9 protein-coding genes are annotated in these 15,947 nt (G+C 66.0%); 4 read left to right on the top strand and 5 right to left on the bottom strand.

Annotated features, from left to right (window positions below; all coding sequences use genetic code 11):
• Window positions 1-198 precede the first annotated feature (198 nt).
• Entirely contained in the window at window positions 199-1,605 is a 1,407-nt protein-coding gene (locus tag ACYVNQ_RS05995; RefSeq protein ID WP_460901412.1) for an EAL and HDOD domain-containing protein, read from the top strand.
• 98 nt (window positions 1,606-1,703) lie between these two features.
• Here ACYVNQ_RS05995 and ACYVNQ_RS05990 read toward each other — a convergent pair whose 3' ends face one another.
• Together ACYVNQ_RS05990 and ACYVNQ_RS05985 are read right to left on the bottom strand one after the other, a co-directional pair.
• A complete protein-coding gene (locus ACYVNQ_RS05990; protein WP_460901410.1) occupies window positions 1,704-3,161 on the bottom strand; it encodes an HDOD domain-containing protein in 1,458 nt (485 codons plus the stop codon).
• Window positions 3,162-3,255: 94 nt separating this feature from the next.
• On the bottom strand, window positions 3,256-5,088 hold the full coding sequence (locus ACYVNQ_RS05985; protein WP_460901407.1) for a putative bifunctional diguanylate cyclase/phosphodiesterase: 1,833 nt from the start codon (window positions 5,086-5,088) through the stop codon (window positions 3,256-3,258).
• Window positions 5,089-5,426: 338 nt separating this feature from the next.
• On the opposite strand from ACYVNQ_RS05985, the gene ACYVNQ_RS05980 reads away from it, so the two are divergent.
• The 3 genes from ACYVNQ_RS05980 to ACYVNQ_RS05970 all read left to right on the top strand — a co-directional run bounded on the left by ACYVNQ_RS05980 (window position 5,427) and on the right by ACYVNQ_RS05970 (window position 8,157).
• The gene (locus ACYVNQ_RS05980) at window positions 5,427-6,887 is read left to right on the top strand and encodes an EAL and HDOD domain-containing protein (RefSeq protein ID WP_460901405.1); all 1,461 of its coding nucleotides are present in this window, start codon (window positions 5,427-5,429) and stop codon (window positions 6,885-6,887) included.
• Window positions 6,888-7,031: 144 nt separating this feature from the next.
• Window positions 7,032-7,592 carry a peroxiredoxin gene (locus ACYVNQ_RS05975; protein WP_460901403.1) on the top strand — a complete coding sequence of 187 codons (561 nt, stop codon included), beginning with the start codon at window positions 7,032-7,034 and terminating at the stop codon, window positions 7,590-7,592.
• A gap of 100 nt (window positions 7,593-7,692) precedes the next feature.
• Window positions 7,693-8,157 carry a hypothetical protein gene (locus ACYVNQ_RS05970; protein WP_460901401.1) on the top strand — a complete coding sequence of 155 codons (465 nt, stop codon included), beginning with the start codon at window positions 7,693-7,695 and terminating at the stop codon, window positions 8,155-8,157.
• A 112-nt stretch (window positions 8,158-8,269) separates the two neighbouring features.
• Here the strand turns inward: ACYVNQ_RS05970 and ACYVNQ_RS05965 are convergent, their stop codons facing one another.
• The 3 genes from ACYVNQ_RS05965 to ACYVNQ_RS05955 all read right to left on the bottom strand — a co-directional run.
• A complete protein-coding gene (locus ACYVNQ_RS05965) occupies window positions 8,270-11,581 on the bottom strand; it encodes an efflux RND transporter permease subunit (RefSeq protein ID WP_460901399.1) in 3,312 nt (1,103 codons plus the stop codon).
• Window positions 11,582-11,584: 3 nt separating this feature from the next.
• Window positions 11,585-14,719: an MdtB/MuxB family multidrug efflux RND transporter permease subunit gene (locus ACYVNQ_RS05960; protein ID WP_460901397.1), complete on the bottom strand. Its 3,135-nt coding sequence runs from the start codon at window positions 14,717-14,719 to the stop codon at window positions 11,585-11,587.
• A 21-nt stretch (window positions 14,720-14,740) separates the two neighbouring features.
• Window positions 14,741-15,947, bottom strand: a 1,207-nt coding sequence (locus ACYVNQ_RS05955; RefSeq protein ID WP_460901395.1) for an MdtA/MuxA family multidrug efflux RND transporter periplasmic adaptor subunit, incomplete at its 5' end; no start/stop codon positions are given.

Below are 15,947 nucleotides of genomic sequence, written 5' to 3'. Positions count from 1 at the left end.
CGCAGCGCCATGCAGTTTTCGTGGCGCAGCCGCGAAATTCGCTGTGCTCGCGACCGATGCGTGCGCTAAAATCGCCGGGCGGCTCCGGCCGGTTTTTGCGCGCATTACGCGCGCCGCACGCCGCCGGCGTTGTCCGGATCAACGAAATAACGATGAGCGCACGAAGCGCCACGCACGCCTTGCAAAGAGGGGAGCCGCATGACCAGCACCGCAGTCGAGCAGCAAAGCCAGCCGGATGGAGCGCCCGAGAGCGCAGAAGAAGCGCTGTGCGCGGTGCATCTCACGCGCCAGCCGCTGTTGACCCGCGACGGCATGCTGTGCGGTTTCGAACTGAAGGTTTTCTTTCCCGAAACGCCGGAAGCGAAAGATCCCCAGGCCCCCAAAGCACAACAACCGAACGCCGGCTCGCAGCGTGCTGCCGCGCTTGATCCTGCCGCCAATCCGGAAGCGCTCGCCGAACTGCAGGCGCGCTCGCTGCTGCGCACGCTGGTTCAACCGAACGTGCACGCCGCGCTGACCGGCCACCCTGCGTATGTCGACGTCACCCGCGCGCTGCTGTTCGACGAAGCAATCAAGGCGCTGCCGCCCGAGCGCTTTATTTTCGAATTGCCCGCCGGCATTCTCATCGACGAAGCGCTGATCGCGCGCATCGTGATGCTGCATGGCCGCCGCTTTCGCTTCGTGATCGACGAGGTCACCCAGGTCGACGATCGTTTCGCGCGTCTGCTGCCGTATGCGGAGATCGTAAAGATCGACGTGCGCCGCGCGCCGGCCGCGCTGCTGCCGAAGCTGGCCAGCGTGCTGAAATCGGCGGGCAAGATCCTGATCGCGCTGTCCACCGAAACGCAGGCCGATTTCGAAACCGCCTTCGAGCTGGGCTTCGATCGCTTCCAGGGGTACTTCTTCGCGCGTCCGCATGCGAGTGCATCGGCCCGCCGCGTCAGCGCGCCGCGCCACGCGTTGCTGAACCTGCTGCAACTGCTGGCGGGCGAGCCGACCGTCGCACAACTCGAAGCGGAGCTGAAGCTCAACCCGGTGCTGGTGATGCATCTGATGCGCCTCGCGAATGCGGGCGGCCTTGCGCTGGGCTTGCGCGTGACGACGCTGCGCGACGCGATCAACGCCACCGGCACCGACCGCATCGCGCGCTGGACGCAACTGCTGCTCTACGCGGACGGCCGCAAGGTCGCGCTCGAAGACGACCCGCTGCTGCAACTCGCGGCGTCCCGCGCGCGCTTTATGGAACTGGCGATCGGGCAGCTGCCCGCAGCGTTTCGCGACGAAAGCGATGCAGCCTTCCTGACCGGCGTGTTCTCGTTCGTCGATGCGGTGTTCGGCGGCACACTGGAAAACACGCTGAATATTCTGAGTCTGTCCAAGCCGATTCGCGAAGCGATCGAACATCACAAGGGCACGCTCGGTGCATTGCTGACCTTGAGCGAAACGCTGGAGCGCGGCGATTGGGATGAGATCGGGCGCGCCTGCGAGGGGCTCGCGCCGCTCGATGCGTGCGCGGCGACCGAGCTTGCATTGACTGCCGCCGCATGGGCGGGCATTGCGGATCGCAGCGCCGAAGCCGAAGGGCTGCAGCGCATCGAAGATTGAAGCAGGGAAGTCTATCGAAGGGCTAAACCGGTAACCCGGCTGCCGGAAGTCTCGAACGCCGCGCCGGGTCGACGTTCAATCGCGTGCATCCGGCCGCGTTACAGCAGTTCCAGTTCAGTCACCGGCGTGTGGGCGAAAAAACGCCGCAACTCCCGCGACAATTCATTCAACGCCGCCATCTCCTGCTGCGAAATGCGGCGCGGCTGATCGCTATGCGTCCAGTCGCCGTACAGCAGTGCGACGGTCGACTGGTTGTCGAGCATCACCGGCAGCAGCACGAACGAATGCGCATCGGCGAACGAATGCTTGTACCAGTCGGGCAGACGCGCAACCATTTTCGGATCGCGCGCATTCTCGATGAAGATGCCCACCGAGTTCGCAATCGCGAGGTGAAATACGTCGGGCTGAAACGCGCCGGCGAATTCGAGGCGCGGCATCACCGCTTCGACTTTCGGGCCGAAGCCCATGCGCGCCTTGAACAGGCCGCCGCTCTGGCGCACGAACACCACCGTGCGCGCAAAGCCCAAGCTCGCAAGCACGGTTTCGGAGGCGAGCGTCAGCGCCGGCGCGAGTGCGTTGTCCGACGGCAGCGCGCGCAGGTCTTCGACGCCCGCGCGAATCCGGTCTTCCGGTTGCAGCGGCTCGCGTGCAATTGCATCGGCGCTTGCACGCAGCTCGGTGATCTCGCGCATCACGCCGTCGCCGGCTTCCTCGCGCGCGAGCGACAGGCTCATCTCGACCAGCACCTCGGCGTCGGTGCTCAGCGGACGCGAAAAGCGCTGCGCCAGCTCGGCAAGGCGCGCGTCGCGCTGCGCAGCCGGCATGTCCATCGACGTGAGCAGGTTCGCGACTTCGGTGGAGTAGGTGGTGACTGCGCGCATCCATTGCGTCTGGCGCGGTTCGTCTTCGCGCGCCGGGTCGTACGGCGTCATGCCGGCGCGGATGATCTCGGGCAGCCGCCAGCGCTGCGCGGCCTCGATGCCGATCTCTTCGAAGGTGACGCCGAGCACCGCCTGGCACGCCGCGTCTTCGCTGATGCCCGCGTCGATCTGGCGGCGCACCTGGTCCCATTCGTGATCGAGATAGAACACCACCAGCAGCTTGCCGACCTGGCGCATCAGCGTGCAGACCACCGCTTCTTCGCCGACGCGCAGGTCGCCGCGCTCGGTCAGCTTGCGCGCCACGCAGCCGGACAGCATCGTGCGGTTCAGTTCGAGTTTCGCGTCGATGCGGCGCGGTGCGCTGTGATGAAAGTGATCGACGATCTGCAGGCCGACCACCAGATGGCCGACCGCATCCATGCCGAGCACCATCAGCGCGCGCGAGATGGTGGTGATGTTGCCGCCGAACGCCATGTACATCGCCGAATTCGCGAGACGCAAGACCTTATGGGTCAGCGCGAAGTCGGAGAGCACGACCTGCACGAGCGACGTAAAGTCGAGCTCGTCGTTCTTGACGGCTGCCATCGTGGTGCGCAGCGATTGCGACAGCATCGGAAAATCGCCGCGCTCGCTCATCCTGCTCCAGAGCCTGTCGAGCAGCGCCGCTTTTAACATGGGAGTCCCGCGAAAGCCATACCTTTTCCAGTAAATGGGCGTCCGGTCAACGGGTGCCGGCTGCCGGTGCGGTTGCGCGTTCCCGGCAGCATGTTCACGCTGCCGGTGCGTGCAGATAAAGCGTGCGCGATTCGAAGCACTGCGCAAGTTCTTCGGATGGCAATGCCTTGCAGACCAGCCACCCTTGAATGTGATCGCAGCCCATCTCGGTCAGCAATGCACGTTGCGCTTCGGTTTCGACGCCTTCCGCGACCAGTTCCAGATCGAGCGTCTGCGCGAGTCCTACTACCGCGCTGACGATCGCCTGATCATTGCGCGAGGTTAGCAGATTCTCGACAAAGCTCCGGTCGATTTTCAGCTTGGCGAGCGGGAAACGTTGCAAATACGCAAGGCTCGAATAGCCGGTGCCGAAGTCGTCGACAGCGAAGCGAATGCCGATTGCGGTCAATTCGGCGAGCAGTGCGGTGGCATGCGCGGGGTCGTGCATCAGCAGCGTTTCGGTGATCTCGAACACGAGGCGGCGCGGATCGATGCCGGTCAGCGCGACCGCTTCGCGCACGTTGTCGGTGAAGCGCGGATCGCGGAACTGCTGCGCCGACACGTTGACCGCGACGTACTGCAGCGTGATGTTTTGCGTGTCCCACTGGATCAGCTGCATGCACGCGGCCTTCAGCACCCAGTTGCCGAGATAGTTGATCAGGCCCACCGATTCCGCGAGCGGAATGAACATCGACGGCGGCACCAGGCCATGCAGCGGATGATGCCAGCGGATCAGCGCCTCGACGCCGACCACGCCGCGTGAGTGGCCGTTGGTGATCGGCTGGAAATGTAGCGAGAACTCGCCGTTGCGCACGCCGTCGTACAGGTCCGCTTCGAGCTTCAGGCGCTCGGCGTCGGCCGGGTTGTCGTCGGGCACGTAGAACGCGAGCGTGTTGCCGCCCGCGGCTTTCGCGCGCAGCAGCGCATGGTCGGCCCAGCGCAGCAGCTGGCTGTCGCGCGGCACGGTGTCGTTCGAATGCTGTACGTCCGGGTACAGCGCGATGCCGATGCTGGCCGACAGGTGCACCGGTTGACGGTTGTGCGAGTACGGCTGCTGGATCGCGGTCAGCAGGCGGCGCGCCAGCGCTTCGGCGGCGAGCGCCGCATCGGTGCGCGAGTTGGCCGGCGGCAGCAGGATCGCGAATTCGTCGCTGGCCACGCGCGCGATGATCTCGCCTTGCATCGTCATCGTGGTCAGGCGGCGCGCGGTCTCGCGCAGCATCTCGTCGCCGGCGTCGTAGCCGAGCGCACGGTTCACGCGCTGGTAGTCGTCGAGGTCGAGCAGCAGCAGCGCGGCCGGCGTGCCGTGCAGGTCGGCCTGCTGCTGGGCGTCGCGGATCGCATCGACCAGCGCCGGTACGTTGGCGATGCCAGTCAGGTGGTCGGTGTGCAGCGCGCGGCGCAGGCTCGCCTCGTTGGCGCGCCACTGCGACACGTCGAAGCCGGCGATCGCGTAGCCTTCGACGCCGTCGTGGTGGTTGCGCACCACGCGCAACTCGACGGCGACCGGATAGGTCAGCGACTTGACCAGCTCGAGCGAGATCTTCTCGACCGCGCCGCTGGTCGACGCACGCGCGAGCGCGGCTTCGAGACGCGGCACGTCGGCGGGCGAGACGATGTCGGAGAGCGTGATGGTCTGCAGATATTCGCGGTGGTAGCCGACGAAGCGCAGGCTCGCGTCGGTCACGTACAGAAACCGCAGGCCGCGGTCGACGTGCGCGAGAAAATCGACGGCGCCGACGGTCTGCTCGAGGCCGAGCGCCGCGCCTGCCGCGCCGCTGCCTGCTGCTGCCTGCGGCTCTATGCGTGCGGCGGCCGCCGCGCGCAGGCGCTCGAACGCCGTACGCAGCCATCCCCGTCGAGGTGCGGTAATCCTGGTCGCTTCCATTGTGATTCGCTGGCAATCCTGATTCGTCGCAGGCGCTCCATGCCGTCTGCCGGTCGCCGCACAACTACCGGCAGATCGGGGAGACGCCTATCAGAGCACCATAACGGCTTACGGGGAGAAATCTTTAGTGCGGCACCAAAAAAACCTGCCGCGCAGGCCACAGTATGGGAGGATCGCTGCAGCGCAGGATGGAATCGTCTAAAGTAACGTTTCCCTCAATCCGTTAAAACGGATGTACGTGGGGCAATTCGGATTTGGTACGATGCGGCGGCGGTCGTGGGACCGTTTCCATCCCAGCCTCGACGAGTGCCATTTTTTGAATCATGCCGCCATCAATCATGTCTGATCCGTCCGAAGACAGAGGAACCCCCAAGCTTACCCAACCGGCCGGCACAGGCGACGCGGCAAGCGGCGCCAGGGCGCCGGGCGCCGCACCGTTGGGCGATGCACAGCCGGCTGCCGAGCCGGCGGGCGTCGAACCGTTCAATGTCGAGCAACTGAGCGCCGAGCAGTTGAGTACCCAGTTCAATCCCCAGTTTGTCTATCTCGGCCGCCAGCCGATTCTCGATCGCACCGGCGCGTTGCACGCGTACGAGCTGCTGTTTCGCGACAGCGCGGTCAACCACGCACGCGTGACCGACGATGCGCAGGCCACCGCCCAGGTGGTGTCGCGCACGATCGGCGCGATCGGCGTGCCGGCGGTGCTCGGCCACCATCGCGGCTACGTGAACATCGGGCGGCGGCTGCTGTTCGACGACATCGTGCATCTGATGTCGCCGGAACGCTTCGTGCTCGAGATCCTCGAGACCGTGACGGTCGATGCGCGGCTGCTGGCGCGCCTGGGCGAGCTGCGCCAGGCGGGCTTCCGGATCGCGCTCGACGACGTGTTCGAGCTGTCCGACAGCCTGTACGCGATGCTGCCGTATGCGGATATCGTCAAGGTCGACGTGCTGCTGACCGAGCGCAGCGAACTGCGCAAGCTTGCAACCACCTTGCGGCAGCACGGCAAGACGCTGATCGCCGAGAAGGTCGAAACGCGCGAGGATTTTCTCGAGACGCGCGATCTCGGCTTCGATCTGTTCCAGGGCTACTTCTTTGCGCGGCCACAGGTGCTGGCCGCCGCGCGCAGCCGCTCGTCGAGCGCGGCGCTACTGCGCCTGCTCGCGCTGTTGTCGCGCGATGCCGGCATCTTCGAGCTCGAAGCGGAGCTGAAAGGGCATCCGACCGTGGTCGTGCAGTTGCTGCGACTGGTCAATTCGAGCGCGTTCGGCTTGGGGCGTTATATCGCGTCGCTGCGCGAGGCGATCATCGCCACCGGCACGCGGCAGATCGCGCGCTGGGCGCAGCTGCTGCTGTACGCGGGCGGCGGCGAACTGGCGTGGCGCTCCGACCCGCTGGTGCAACTGGCCGGCACGCGCTCGCGCTTCATGGAGCTGGCCGCGCGGCTGTTGCGCCCGGGCGACGAAGATTTTGCCGATGCGGCCTTTATGACCGGCATCTTTTCGCTGGTGCACGTGGTGGTCGATGCGACGCCTGCGAAGGCGCTCGACAAGCTCGGCCTGTCGCCGCTGATCCGCAACGCGATCGTCACGCGCGAAGGCGAGATGGGCGTGCTGTTGCGCATTGCCGAAGCGGCCGGGCAGGGCGCCGATGCGTCGGCGATCGTCGCAGCCGAGCCGCGCGATCCGTTTGCGGTGCTGACGCCGTCGGTGCTGGCTGAGCTGAACCTGTCGGCGGCGGCGTGGTTCGGCGCGCATGCCGGCGAGACGTTGCCGGGCGAACGGGCGATGGTGCGGTAAGGGCAGCGTCGGATGCGCGATGTGGCCCGCATAGGCTGGCTCGCTCGCTGCCCGGCGCCACGCAACTGTGCTCCAATAGCGCTCTGACGCTGGCTGTGGCGAACCGTGGGTTTGCCCGGCCGCGCGCCCAACTGGAGGAGTGACATGAAGCGAAAAACCATCCACGCCGCTCGCGCCGTGATTTTTTCCGCGGGGCTGTCGCTGTATGCGCTCACCGCGTGCGCGACGCTCGCGCCAGGCGCGGAGGCGCCCAACTTCGACGCGCAGGCGTCGCTCGGCGGCAAGACCTATACCTACTCGCTGGCCCAGCAGCTGAAGAAAGGGCCGGTGGTGCTGTACTTCTATCCGGCCGCGTTCACCACCGGCTGCACGATCGAGGCACACGAGTTTGCCGATGCGGTCGACGAATACAAGAAATACGGCGCGACGGTGATCGGCGTGTCGCACGACAACATCGACACGCTGACGAAATTCTCGGTCAGCGAATGCCGCAGCAAATTCCCGGTCGCCGCCGATGCCGAAGGCAAGGTGATCGGCGCCTACGACGCCGGCCTGCCGATGAAGAGCATGGCCAACCGCGTGTCCTATGTGATTGCGCCGGACGGCAAGATCATTTACGAATACACCAGCATGTCGCCGGACAAGCACGTCGAGAATACGATGCGCGCGGTGAAGGAGTGGGCGGCGGCGCATAAGGCGCAGTAGCGCGCGGCAGTAACACGCCGCAGTAGCACCCCGCAGTAGCACTCATCAGGTGGCGCCGGCTGGCGCTTCCGTTTGATCATTCCGTGCGGAGGGCCCGGCCATGCCGATCGTCGTCGCGTTACTGGTTTTGATCGCGCTGATCTGGGGCGCGGTGCATGTGTTCAACGTGCTGACCGCAGCGTTCGGCATCGGCGTCGCGATTGCCGCGGCGGTGTTGGCGGCGGCCATCGTGGCGGCCGCGTTTGCGTACTGGTGGCGTCGCCACCAGGAAGTGGCCGCGAATATTCACGATGGCGACTGGAGCCACCAGCTGAAGGACAACTGGGGCGAAGTGCGGCTGTCGGCAGGCAAGCGGCTGTGCAACCTGACGCTCGATGGCGTGCAAGGCGCGTATATTTTCGCCGACCTGCGCGGCGCGCTGGCCGAGCGCGACGGCGACGCATGGCGTGTCGCGCTCGAAGTGAAAGACAGCGCGCATCCGGTGTGGCAACTGCCGATGCATGGCGAACGGCAGGCGCGCCAATGGCAGCGCATTTTCACGCTGGCGATGGCACAGAAGCTGTAGCTGGGCGCGACGATATAGCTCGCGCAGCAGGTCGCCACCTGCGCCGCGTCAACCGCGCGGCGCCTTGGCCACCGCCTTACTTCGCCGTCGGCGCCGCGCGCTGCCCACCGCCTTACTCCGCCGTCGGCACCGCAGGCACTGCGCCACCCCGGCGCTTTTCCCACCACAGGCGCCAGCGGTCCATATACAGATAAACCACCGGCGTCGTATAAAGCGTCAGCATCTGGCTGACGATCAGCCCGCCGACGATCGCGAGGCCGAGCGGCGCGCGCAGTTCCGCGCCTTCGCCGCGGCCGAACGCGAGCGGCAACGCGCCGAGCAGCGCCGCGCAGGTGGTCATCATGATCGGCCGGAAGCGCAGCAGACACGCCTCTTCGATCGCCTCGCGCGAGCCGAGCCCGCGCGTGCGCGACGCGTCGATCGCGAAGTCGACCATCATGATCGCGTTCTTCTTCACGATGCCGATCAGCAGGATCACCGCGATCAGCGCGATGATGCTGAACTCGGTATTGAACAGCAGCAGCGCAAGCAGCGCGCCGACACCGGCCGACGGCAGCGTCGAGATGATCGTCAGCGGGTGGATGTAGCTCTCGTACAAAATGCCGAGCACGATATACACCGCCGCGAGCGCCGCGAGAATCAGGATCGGCTGGTCCGACAGCGACTGCTGGAACGCCTGCGCGGTGCCCTGGAAGCTGCCGTGTATCGTCCCCGGCACGCCGATTTCAGCCATCGTCTGCTCGATGATCGCGGTGGCATCCGACAGCGACTTGCCGGGCGGCAGGTTGAACGAGATGGTCGACGCGACGAACTGCCCCTGGTGGTTCACCGCGAGCGGCGTATTGCCCGGTCCGAACGACGCGATCGCCGACAGCGGGATCATGGTTTCCTTCGCGGTCGATACCGCCGCGCCGGTCGACGCACTCGACTTGCCGCTCGCGGCAATCGCATTGTTCGCGAGGTTGCGCGCGGAATCGGCCGCGAGGGTGGCCGCGCTGGTCGCGCCCGCCGTAGCGGAGGTCCCTCCGCCCGTGCTGGCCGCAGGCGCCGCCGTTACCGTGCCCGCGGTCGCATTGGTCGACTGCGAACCGCTTGCGGTGCCGCCGGTCGTGCTGATCCACACCTCGTTGAGCATCTGCGGGCTCTGCCAGTACTTCGGCGCGACTTCCATCACCACGTGATACTGGTTCAGCGGGTTGTAGATGGTCGACACCTGACGCTGGCCGAACGCGTCGTACAGCGTGTTGTCGATCTGCGACGGCGTGATCTTCAGTCGCGCCGCGGTGGCGCGGTCGATCGTCACCAGCGCTTCGAGGCCGGCGACCTGCTGGTCGGAGTTCACGTCGGCGAGCTCCGGGCGCGCCTGCAGCGCCTCGGTGATGCGCGGCGCCCATTTGTACAGATCGGTGGTCGAATCGGCGAGCAGCGTGAACTGGTACTGCGCGTTCGACTGCCGGCCGCCGACGCGGATGTCCTGCACCGCTTGCAGGAACGTGCGCGCGCCGGCCACGTGCGACAGCGGCCCACGCAGCTCCTGGATCACCTGGTCGGCGGACACCTTGCGGCCGGGCTTCGGTTTCAGCGCGACGTACATGAAGCCGGCATTGGTCTGCCGGCCGCCGGTGAAGCCCACCACGGTATCGACGGCCGGGTTCGCCTTGACGATGGTCATCATCTCGGAGAACTTGACCTTCATCGCCTGGAACGACGTGCTCTGGTCGGCCTGGATGCCGCCGATCAGCCGGCCGGTGTCCTGCTGCGGGAAGAAGCCCTTCGGCACGATCACGTACAGCACGATGTTCAGCGCGATGGTGGCGAACAGCACGAACAGGATCAACAACGGATGGCGCAGCGACCAGCCGAGCGTGCGCGCATAGCCGTTCTGCATGCTGGTGAAGCCGCGTTCGAGCCAGCGTGCGAGGCGCCCTTCCTGTTTTTTCTGGTGCGGCTCGTGCAGCAGCCGCGAGCACATCATCGGCGTCAGCGTCAGCGACACCACCAGCGACACCGCGATCGCCAGCGACAGCGTCAGCGCGAACTCGCGGAACAGCCGCCCGACGATGCCGCCCATCAGCAGGATCGGCAGGAACACGGCGACCAGCGAGATGCTGATCGACAGCACCGTGAAGCCGACCTCGCGCGCGCCGCGGATCGCCGCCTGCCGGCGCGGCACGCCGTTCTCGATATGCCGCTCGATGTTCTCGAGCACCACGATCGCGTCGTCGACCACGAAGCCGGTCGCGATGGTCAGCGCCATCAGCGACAGGTTGTCGATCGAGAAGCCCATCAGGTACATCGCCGCGAACGTGCCGATGATCGAGATCGGCACCGCGACGCTCGGAATCAGCGTGGCGCGCCAGTTGCGCAGGAACAGGAACACCACCATCACCACCAGCGCGACCGCGATCACCAGCGTGTGCTCGGTGTCGGTGAGCGACGCGCGGATCGTGGTGGAGCGGTCGGCGGCCGGCATCACCTGCACGTCGCGCGGCAGCGATGCGGTGAGCTGCGGCAGCAGTTCCTTCACGCGGTCGACGGTTTCGATGATGTTCGCGCCCGGCTGCCGGTACAGGATCACCAGCACCGAACGCTGGCCGTTCGCGAGACCCAGGTTGCGCAGGTCTTCGACCGAATCGACCACTTCGGAGACGTCCGACAGATGCACCGCCGCGCCGTTGCGGTACGCGATCACCAGGTCCTTGTATTGCGAGGCCTTGCTGGCCTGGTCGTTGGTGTACAGCTGCACGCGGTTCGGACCGAATTCGATCGAGCCTTTCGGGCTGTTCGCATTGGCCGACGCGAGCGCCGCGCGCACGTCTTCGAGGCCGATGCCGTAGTGGAACAGCGCGTGCGGTTCGAGTTCGACGCGCACCGCCGGGTTCGCCGAACCGCTGACGTCCACTTCGCCGACGCCATCGACCTGCGACAGCGACTGTTGCAGCACCGTCGCCGCGGAGTCGTACAACTGCCCGGCGGTCAGCGTTTTCGACGTGACCGCGAGAATCAGGATCGGCGCATCGGCCGGATTGACCTTGTGATACGTCGGGTTCTGCCGCAGGCTGGCCGGCAGGTCGGCGCGCGCCGCGTTGATGGCGGCCTGCACGTCGCGTGCGGCGCCGTCGATATCGCGGTTCAGGCCGAACTGCATCGTGATGCGCGCCGAGCCGACCGAACTGCTCGAGGTCATCTCCGTGACGTCGGCGATCGCACCGAGATGCCGTTCGAGCGGACTCGCGACGCTGGTGGCGACCGTCTCCGGGCTCGCGCCTGGCAGCGACGCCTGAATCGAGATGGTCGGAAAGTCGACTTGCGGCAACGGCGCGACCGGCAGCCGCACGAACGCGAACATGCCGGCCAGCGCGATGCCGATCGCCAGCAGCGTGGTGGCGACCGGGCGCGAGATGAACAGGCGCGACATATTCATCGGTCAGCTCCCGGCATCGGTGGCGGGCGGCGGCGGAGTGTCGCGACTGCCGCCGCGGTTGAAGCGTTCGCGCAGCTTGCGCGCGAGCGAATCGAAGCCGAGGTAGATCACCGGCGTGGTGAACAGCGTCAGCAGCTGGCTGACGATCAGGCCGCCCGCAATCGCGATACCGAGCGGCCGGCGCAGCTCCGAGCCCGCACCGTTGCCGAGAATCAGCGGCAGTGCGCCGAGCAGCGCGGCCATCGTGGTCATCAGGATCGGCCGGAAGCGCAGCAGGCACGCCTGATAGATCGCCTCGCGCGGCGACTTGCCGTGTTCGCGTTCCGCTTCGAGCGCGAAGTCGATCATCATGATCGCGTTCTTCTTCACGATACCGATCAGCAGCACGATGCCGATGATGCCGATGATGTCCAGATCGTGCCCGGTGACCAGCAGCGCGAGCAACGCGCCGACACCGGCCGACGGCAGCGTGGACAGGATCGTCACCGGATGCACGAAGCTCTCGTACAGCACGCCGAGCACGATATACATCGTGACGATCGCCGCGAGGATCAGGAACAGCTCGTTGGACAGCGACGCCTGGAACGCCAGCGCCGCGCCCTGGAAGCGGGTCTGGAACGACGCGGGCAGGTTGATGTCTTTTTCCGCCTGATCGATCGCTTTTACCGCAGCGCCGAGCGATGCCCCCGGTGCGAGATTGAACGACACCGTGGTGGCCGGGAACTGGCTCAGGTGCGTGACCAGCAGCGGCGCAGGCCGCTCGTGGAACTTCGCGATCGCCGACAGCGGCACCTGGCCGCCGGCCGCGGTGGAGGAGGGCAGGTAGATCGAATTCAGCGAGTCCGAGTAATGCTGCAATGTCGGCTGCGCTTCGAGAATCACGCGGTACTGGTTCGACTGCGTAAAGATGGTCGAGATGATGCGCTGGCCGAACGCGTCGTACAGCGCGTTATCGACGGTGGCGGGCGTGATGCCGTAGCGCGCGGCGGTGGGCCGGTCGATCTCGACGTACACCGATTGCCCGTTGCTTTGCAGATCGGTGGCGACGTCGGTGATGTCGGGAATCTGCTGCAGCCGCTCGACCAGCTTCGGCACCCATTCCGAGAACTCGTTGATGTTCGGATCGGTCAGCATGAACTGGTACTGCGTCGGGCTCACCGTCGAATCGATCGTCAGATCCTGCACCGGCTGCATAAACAGCGTCGCGCCGGACTGATGCGCGGTGGCGCGCTGCAACTGGCGGATCACTTCGCTGGCATTCGCGTCGCGGTCGTCGCGCGGCTTCAGGTTGATCAGCATGCGGCCGCTGTTCAGCGTGATGTTGCTGCCGTCGACGCCGATAAACGACGTCAGGCTGTCGACGTTCGGATTCTTCAGCACCTCGGCGGCCAGCGCCTGTTGCCGCTCGGCCATCGATTGATACGACACCGACTGCGGCGCCTGCGTGATCGCCTGGATCACGCCGGTATCCTGCACCGGGAAGAAACCCTTCGGGATATACACGTACAGCAGCGCGGTGATCACCAGCGTCAGCACCGCGACCACCAGAGTAGACGCCTGACGGTCGAGCACCCAGCGCAGCGCGACCGCATAGCGGTCGATCACATAGTCGATAAACGCGTGTGCGCGCGCTTCGAAACGATGGCTTTCCTTCGGCGGCGTATGGCGCAGCAGCTTCGCGCACAGCATCGGCACGAGGGTCAGCGACACGATTGCCGAGATCACGATGGTCACCGCCAGCGTGATCGCGAACTCATGGAACAGACGCCCGACCACGTCGCCCATGAACAGCAGCGGAATCAGCACCGCGATCAGCGACACCGTCAGCGAGATGATCGTAAAGCCGATCTGCTTCGAGCCTTTCAAGGCGGCTTCGAGCGGCGGCACGCCTTCCTCGACGTAGCGCGCGATATTTTCGATCATCACGATCGCATCGTCGACCACGAAGCCGGTCGCGATGGTCAGCGCCATCAGCGACAGGTTGTCGAGCGAAAAGCCGCACAGGTACATCACCGCCAGCGTGCCGATCAGCGACAGCGGCACCGACAGGCTTGGGATGATGGTTGCGTAGATATTGGCGAGGAACAGGTACATCACCAGCACCACCAGCACCACCGACATCAGCAGTTCGAACTGCACGTCGCGCACCGACGCGCGAATCGTGGTGGTGCGGTCGGTGACCAGGCGCACGTCGAGCGCGGCCGGCAGCGACTGCTGCAGCGTCGGCAGCAGCTGCTTGATGTTGTCGACCACCTGGATCACGTTCGCGCCCGGCTGGCGCTGCACGTTCAGGATGATCGCCGGCGTGCCGTCGACCCACGCGCCGAGCTTGGTGTTCTCCGCGCCGGCCACGATCGTCGCGACGTCGGTCAGCATCACCGGGCGGCCGTTCTTGTAGGCCACCACCGCGCTCTGGTAGGCGCCCGCGTCTTTAAGCTGGTCGTTCGCGTCGATCGTGAACGCATGCGTCGGGCCGTCGAAGCTGCCTTTCGGCGTATTGACGTTCAGGTTCGAAATGGTGGTGCGCAGATCGTCGAGATTCAGGCCGTACGATGCGAGCGCGAGCGGATTGGCCTGAATCCGTACCGCCGGGCGCTGGCCGCCCGACAGGCTGACGAGGCCGACGCCGGCCACCTGCGAAATTTTCTGTGCGAGCCGGGTGTCGGCGATGTCCTGCGCCTCGGTGAGCGGCATCGTCTTCGACGTGATCGCGAGCGTCAGGATCGGCGCATCGGCCGGGTTCACTTTCGCGTAGATCGGCGGCGCGGGCAGATCGGACGGCAGCAGGTTGCCGGCCGCGTTGATGGCGGCCTGCACTTCCTGCTCGGCGATGTCGAGCGGCAGATCGAGGCTGAACTGCAGCGTGATCACCGACGAGCCCGCCGAGCTTTGCGACGACATCTGGTTCAACGACGGCATCTGGCCGAACTGCCGCTCGAGCGGCGCGGTGACCGACGAGGTCATCACATCCGGGCTCGCGCCCGGATAGAAGGTTTGCACCTGAATGGTCGGATAGTCGACTTCCGGCAGCGCGGACAGCGGCAGGAAGCGCAGCGCGACCAGACCGACCAGCATGATCGCCGCCATCAGCAGCGCGGTGCCGACGGGACGCAGAATAAAGGCGCGGGAAGGATTCATTCGATCGTGGCCGGGCCCGGGTTACGACGCTTGCGATGCACTGCGATGCCGATGCGCATGCGCGCCGGAGGCACCCCACGCGTGCGAGGCGCCGGATGCCGCCGCGGCGCCCGAGGCCCCCGACGCGCCGCGCGGATGCTCGGCCGGAATGGTGATCTTCGCGCCGTCCTTCAGGCGGTCCGAGCCGTCGGTGACGACCCGTTCGCCCACTTCGAGCCCCGACTTGACGCTGGTGCGCTCGCCGTCGACCGGGCCGACCGCGATCTTGCGCACGGTGACGGTGTTGTCCGGCTTCACGACGTAGACGAACGGGCCGATCGAGCCGTTCAGCACCGCCGAGGTCGGCACGATGGTGGCGTTTTTGATCACGTCCACCAGCAGGCGGGCGTTGACGAACTGGTTCGGGAACAGCATGCCGCCGGTATTGGGGAACATCGCGCGCAGCTTGACAGTGCCGGTGGTGGTATCGATCTGGTTGTCGAGCGTATCCAGATGGCCGGCTTCGAGCGACGTGGTATTGGTGCGGTCGTACGCGGTAACCGACATCTGGCTGCCCGCGCGGTACTGCTTGAGGATCGACGGCAGATTGTCTTCCGAGGTCGTGAAGATCACGCTGATCGGCTGCAGCTGGGTGATCACGACGATGCCGTTGGTGTCGCCCGGCGTTACGTAGTTGCCGGCATCGACCTGGCGCAGACCGACCCGGCCCGACACCGGCGCGGTGATGCGCGCGTAGGTCAGGTCGAGCTTGAAGGTGTCGATGTTCGCGCGGTCGGACTGCACCTGCCCTTCATATTGCTTGACCAGCGACGCCTGCGTATCGACCTGCTGGCTTGCGATCGAGTCTTGCGCGAGCAGCGTCTGATAGCGCTTCAGATCGAGGCGGGCGGTTTGCAGCAGCGCTTCGTCTTTGGCCAGCGTGCCTTGCGCGTTGGCGAGCGAGATCTGGTACGGACGCGGATCGACCTGCGCGAGCAGATCGCCCTTCCTGACCATCTGGCCTTCCTGGAACGCGACTGTTTGTAGCGTGCCGGACAGCTGCGTGCGCACGGTGACGTTGGCGAGCGGCGTGACCGTGCCGAGCGCGCTGATGACGATCGGCATTTCGCCTTGCGTGACGCCGGCAACCTGCACCGGCTGCGGCTGGTTGGCGAACGCGCCGCGCCGGCCGCCGCCCGCGCCGCCGCGCCCGGCGTGCGCGCCGCTGGCTCCCGCTGCCGCGCCGGCC

The sequence above is a fragment of the Paraburkholderia jirisanensis genome (assembly GCF_054782355.1).
Note: the sequence above shows the minus strand (reverse complement) of the source record. Positions and strands in the feature narration are given on the sequence as shown.

Excerpts from the sequence above, each read along its gene's own strand:
- ACYVNQ_RS05995 (WP_460901412.1), top strand. The coding sequence starts at position 199 with ATGACCAGCACCGCAGTCGAGCAGCAAAGCCAGCCGGATGGAGCGCCC.
- ACYVNQ_RS05990 (WP_460901410.1), bottom strand. The coding sequence starts at position 3,161 with ATGTTAAAAGCGGCGCTGCTCGACAGGCTCTGGAGCAGGATGAGCGAG.
- ACYVNQ_RS05985 (WP_460901407.1), bottom strand. The coding sequence starts at position 5,088 with ATGGAAGCGACCAGGATTACCGCACCTCGACGGGGATGGCTGCGTACG.
- ACYVNQ_RS05980 (WP_460901405.1), top strand. The coding sequence starts at position 5,427 with ATGTCTGATCCGTCCGAAGACAGAGGAACCCCCAAGCTTACCCAACCG.
- ACYVNQ_RS05975 (WP_460901403.1), top strand. The coding sequence starts at position 7,032 with ATGAAGCGAAAAACCATCCACGCCGCTCGCGCCGTGATTTTTTCCGCG.
- ACYVNQ_RS05970 (WP_460901401.1), top strand. The coding sequence starts at position 7,693 with ATGCCGATCGTCGTCGCGTTACTGGTTTTGATCGCGCTGATCTGGGGC.
- ACYVNQ_RS05965 (WP_460901399.1), bottom strand. The coding sequence starts at position 11,581 with ATGAATATGTCGCGCCTGTTCATCTCGCGCCCGGTCGCCACCACGCTG.
- ACYVNQ_RS05960 (WP_460901397.1), bottom strand. The coding sequence starts at position 14,719 with ATGAATCCTTCCCGCGCCTTTATTCTGCGTCCCGTCGGCACCGCGCTG.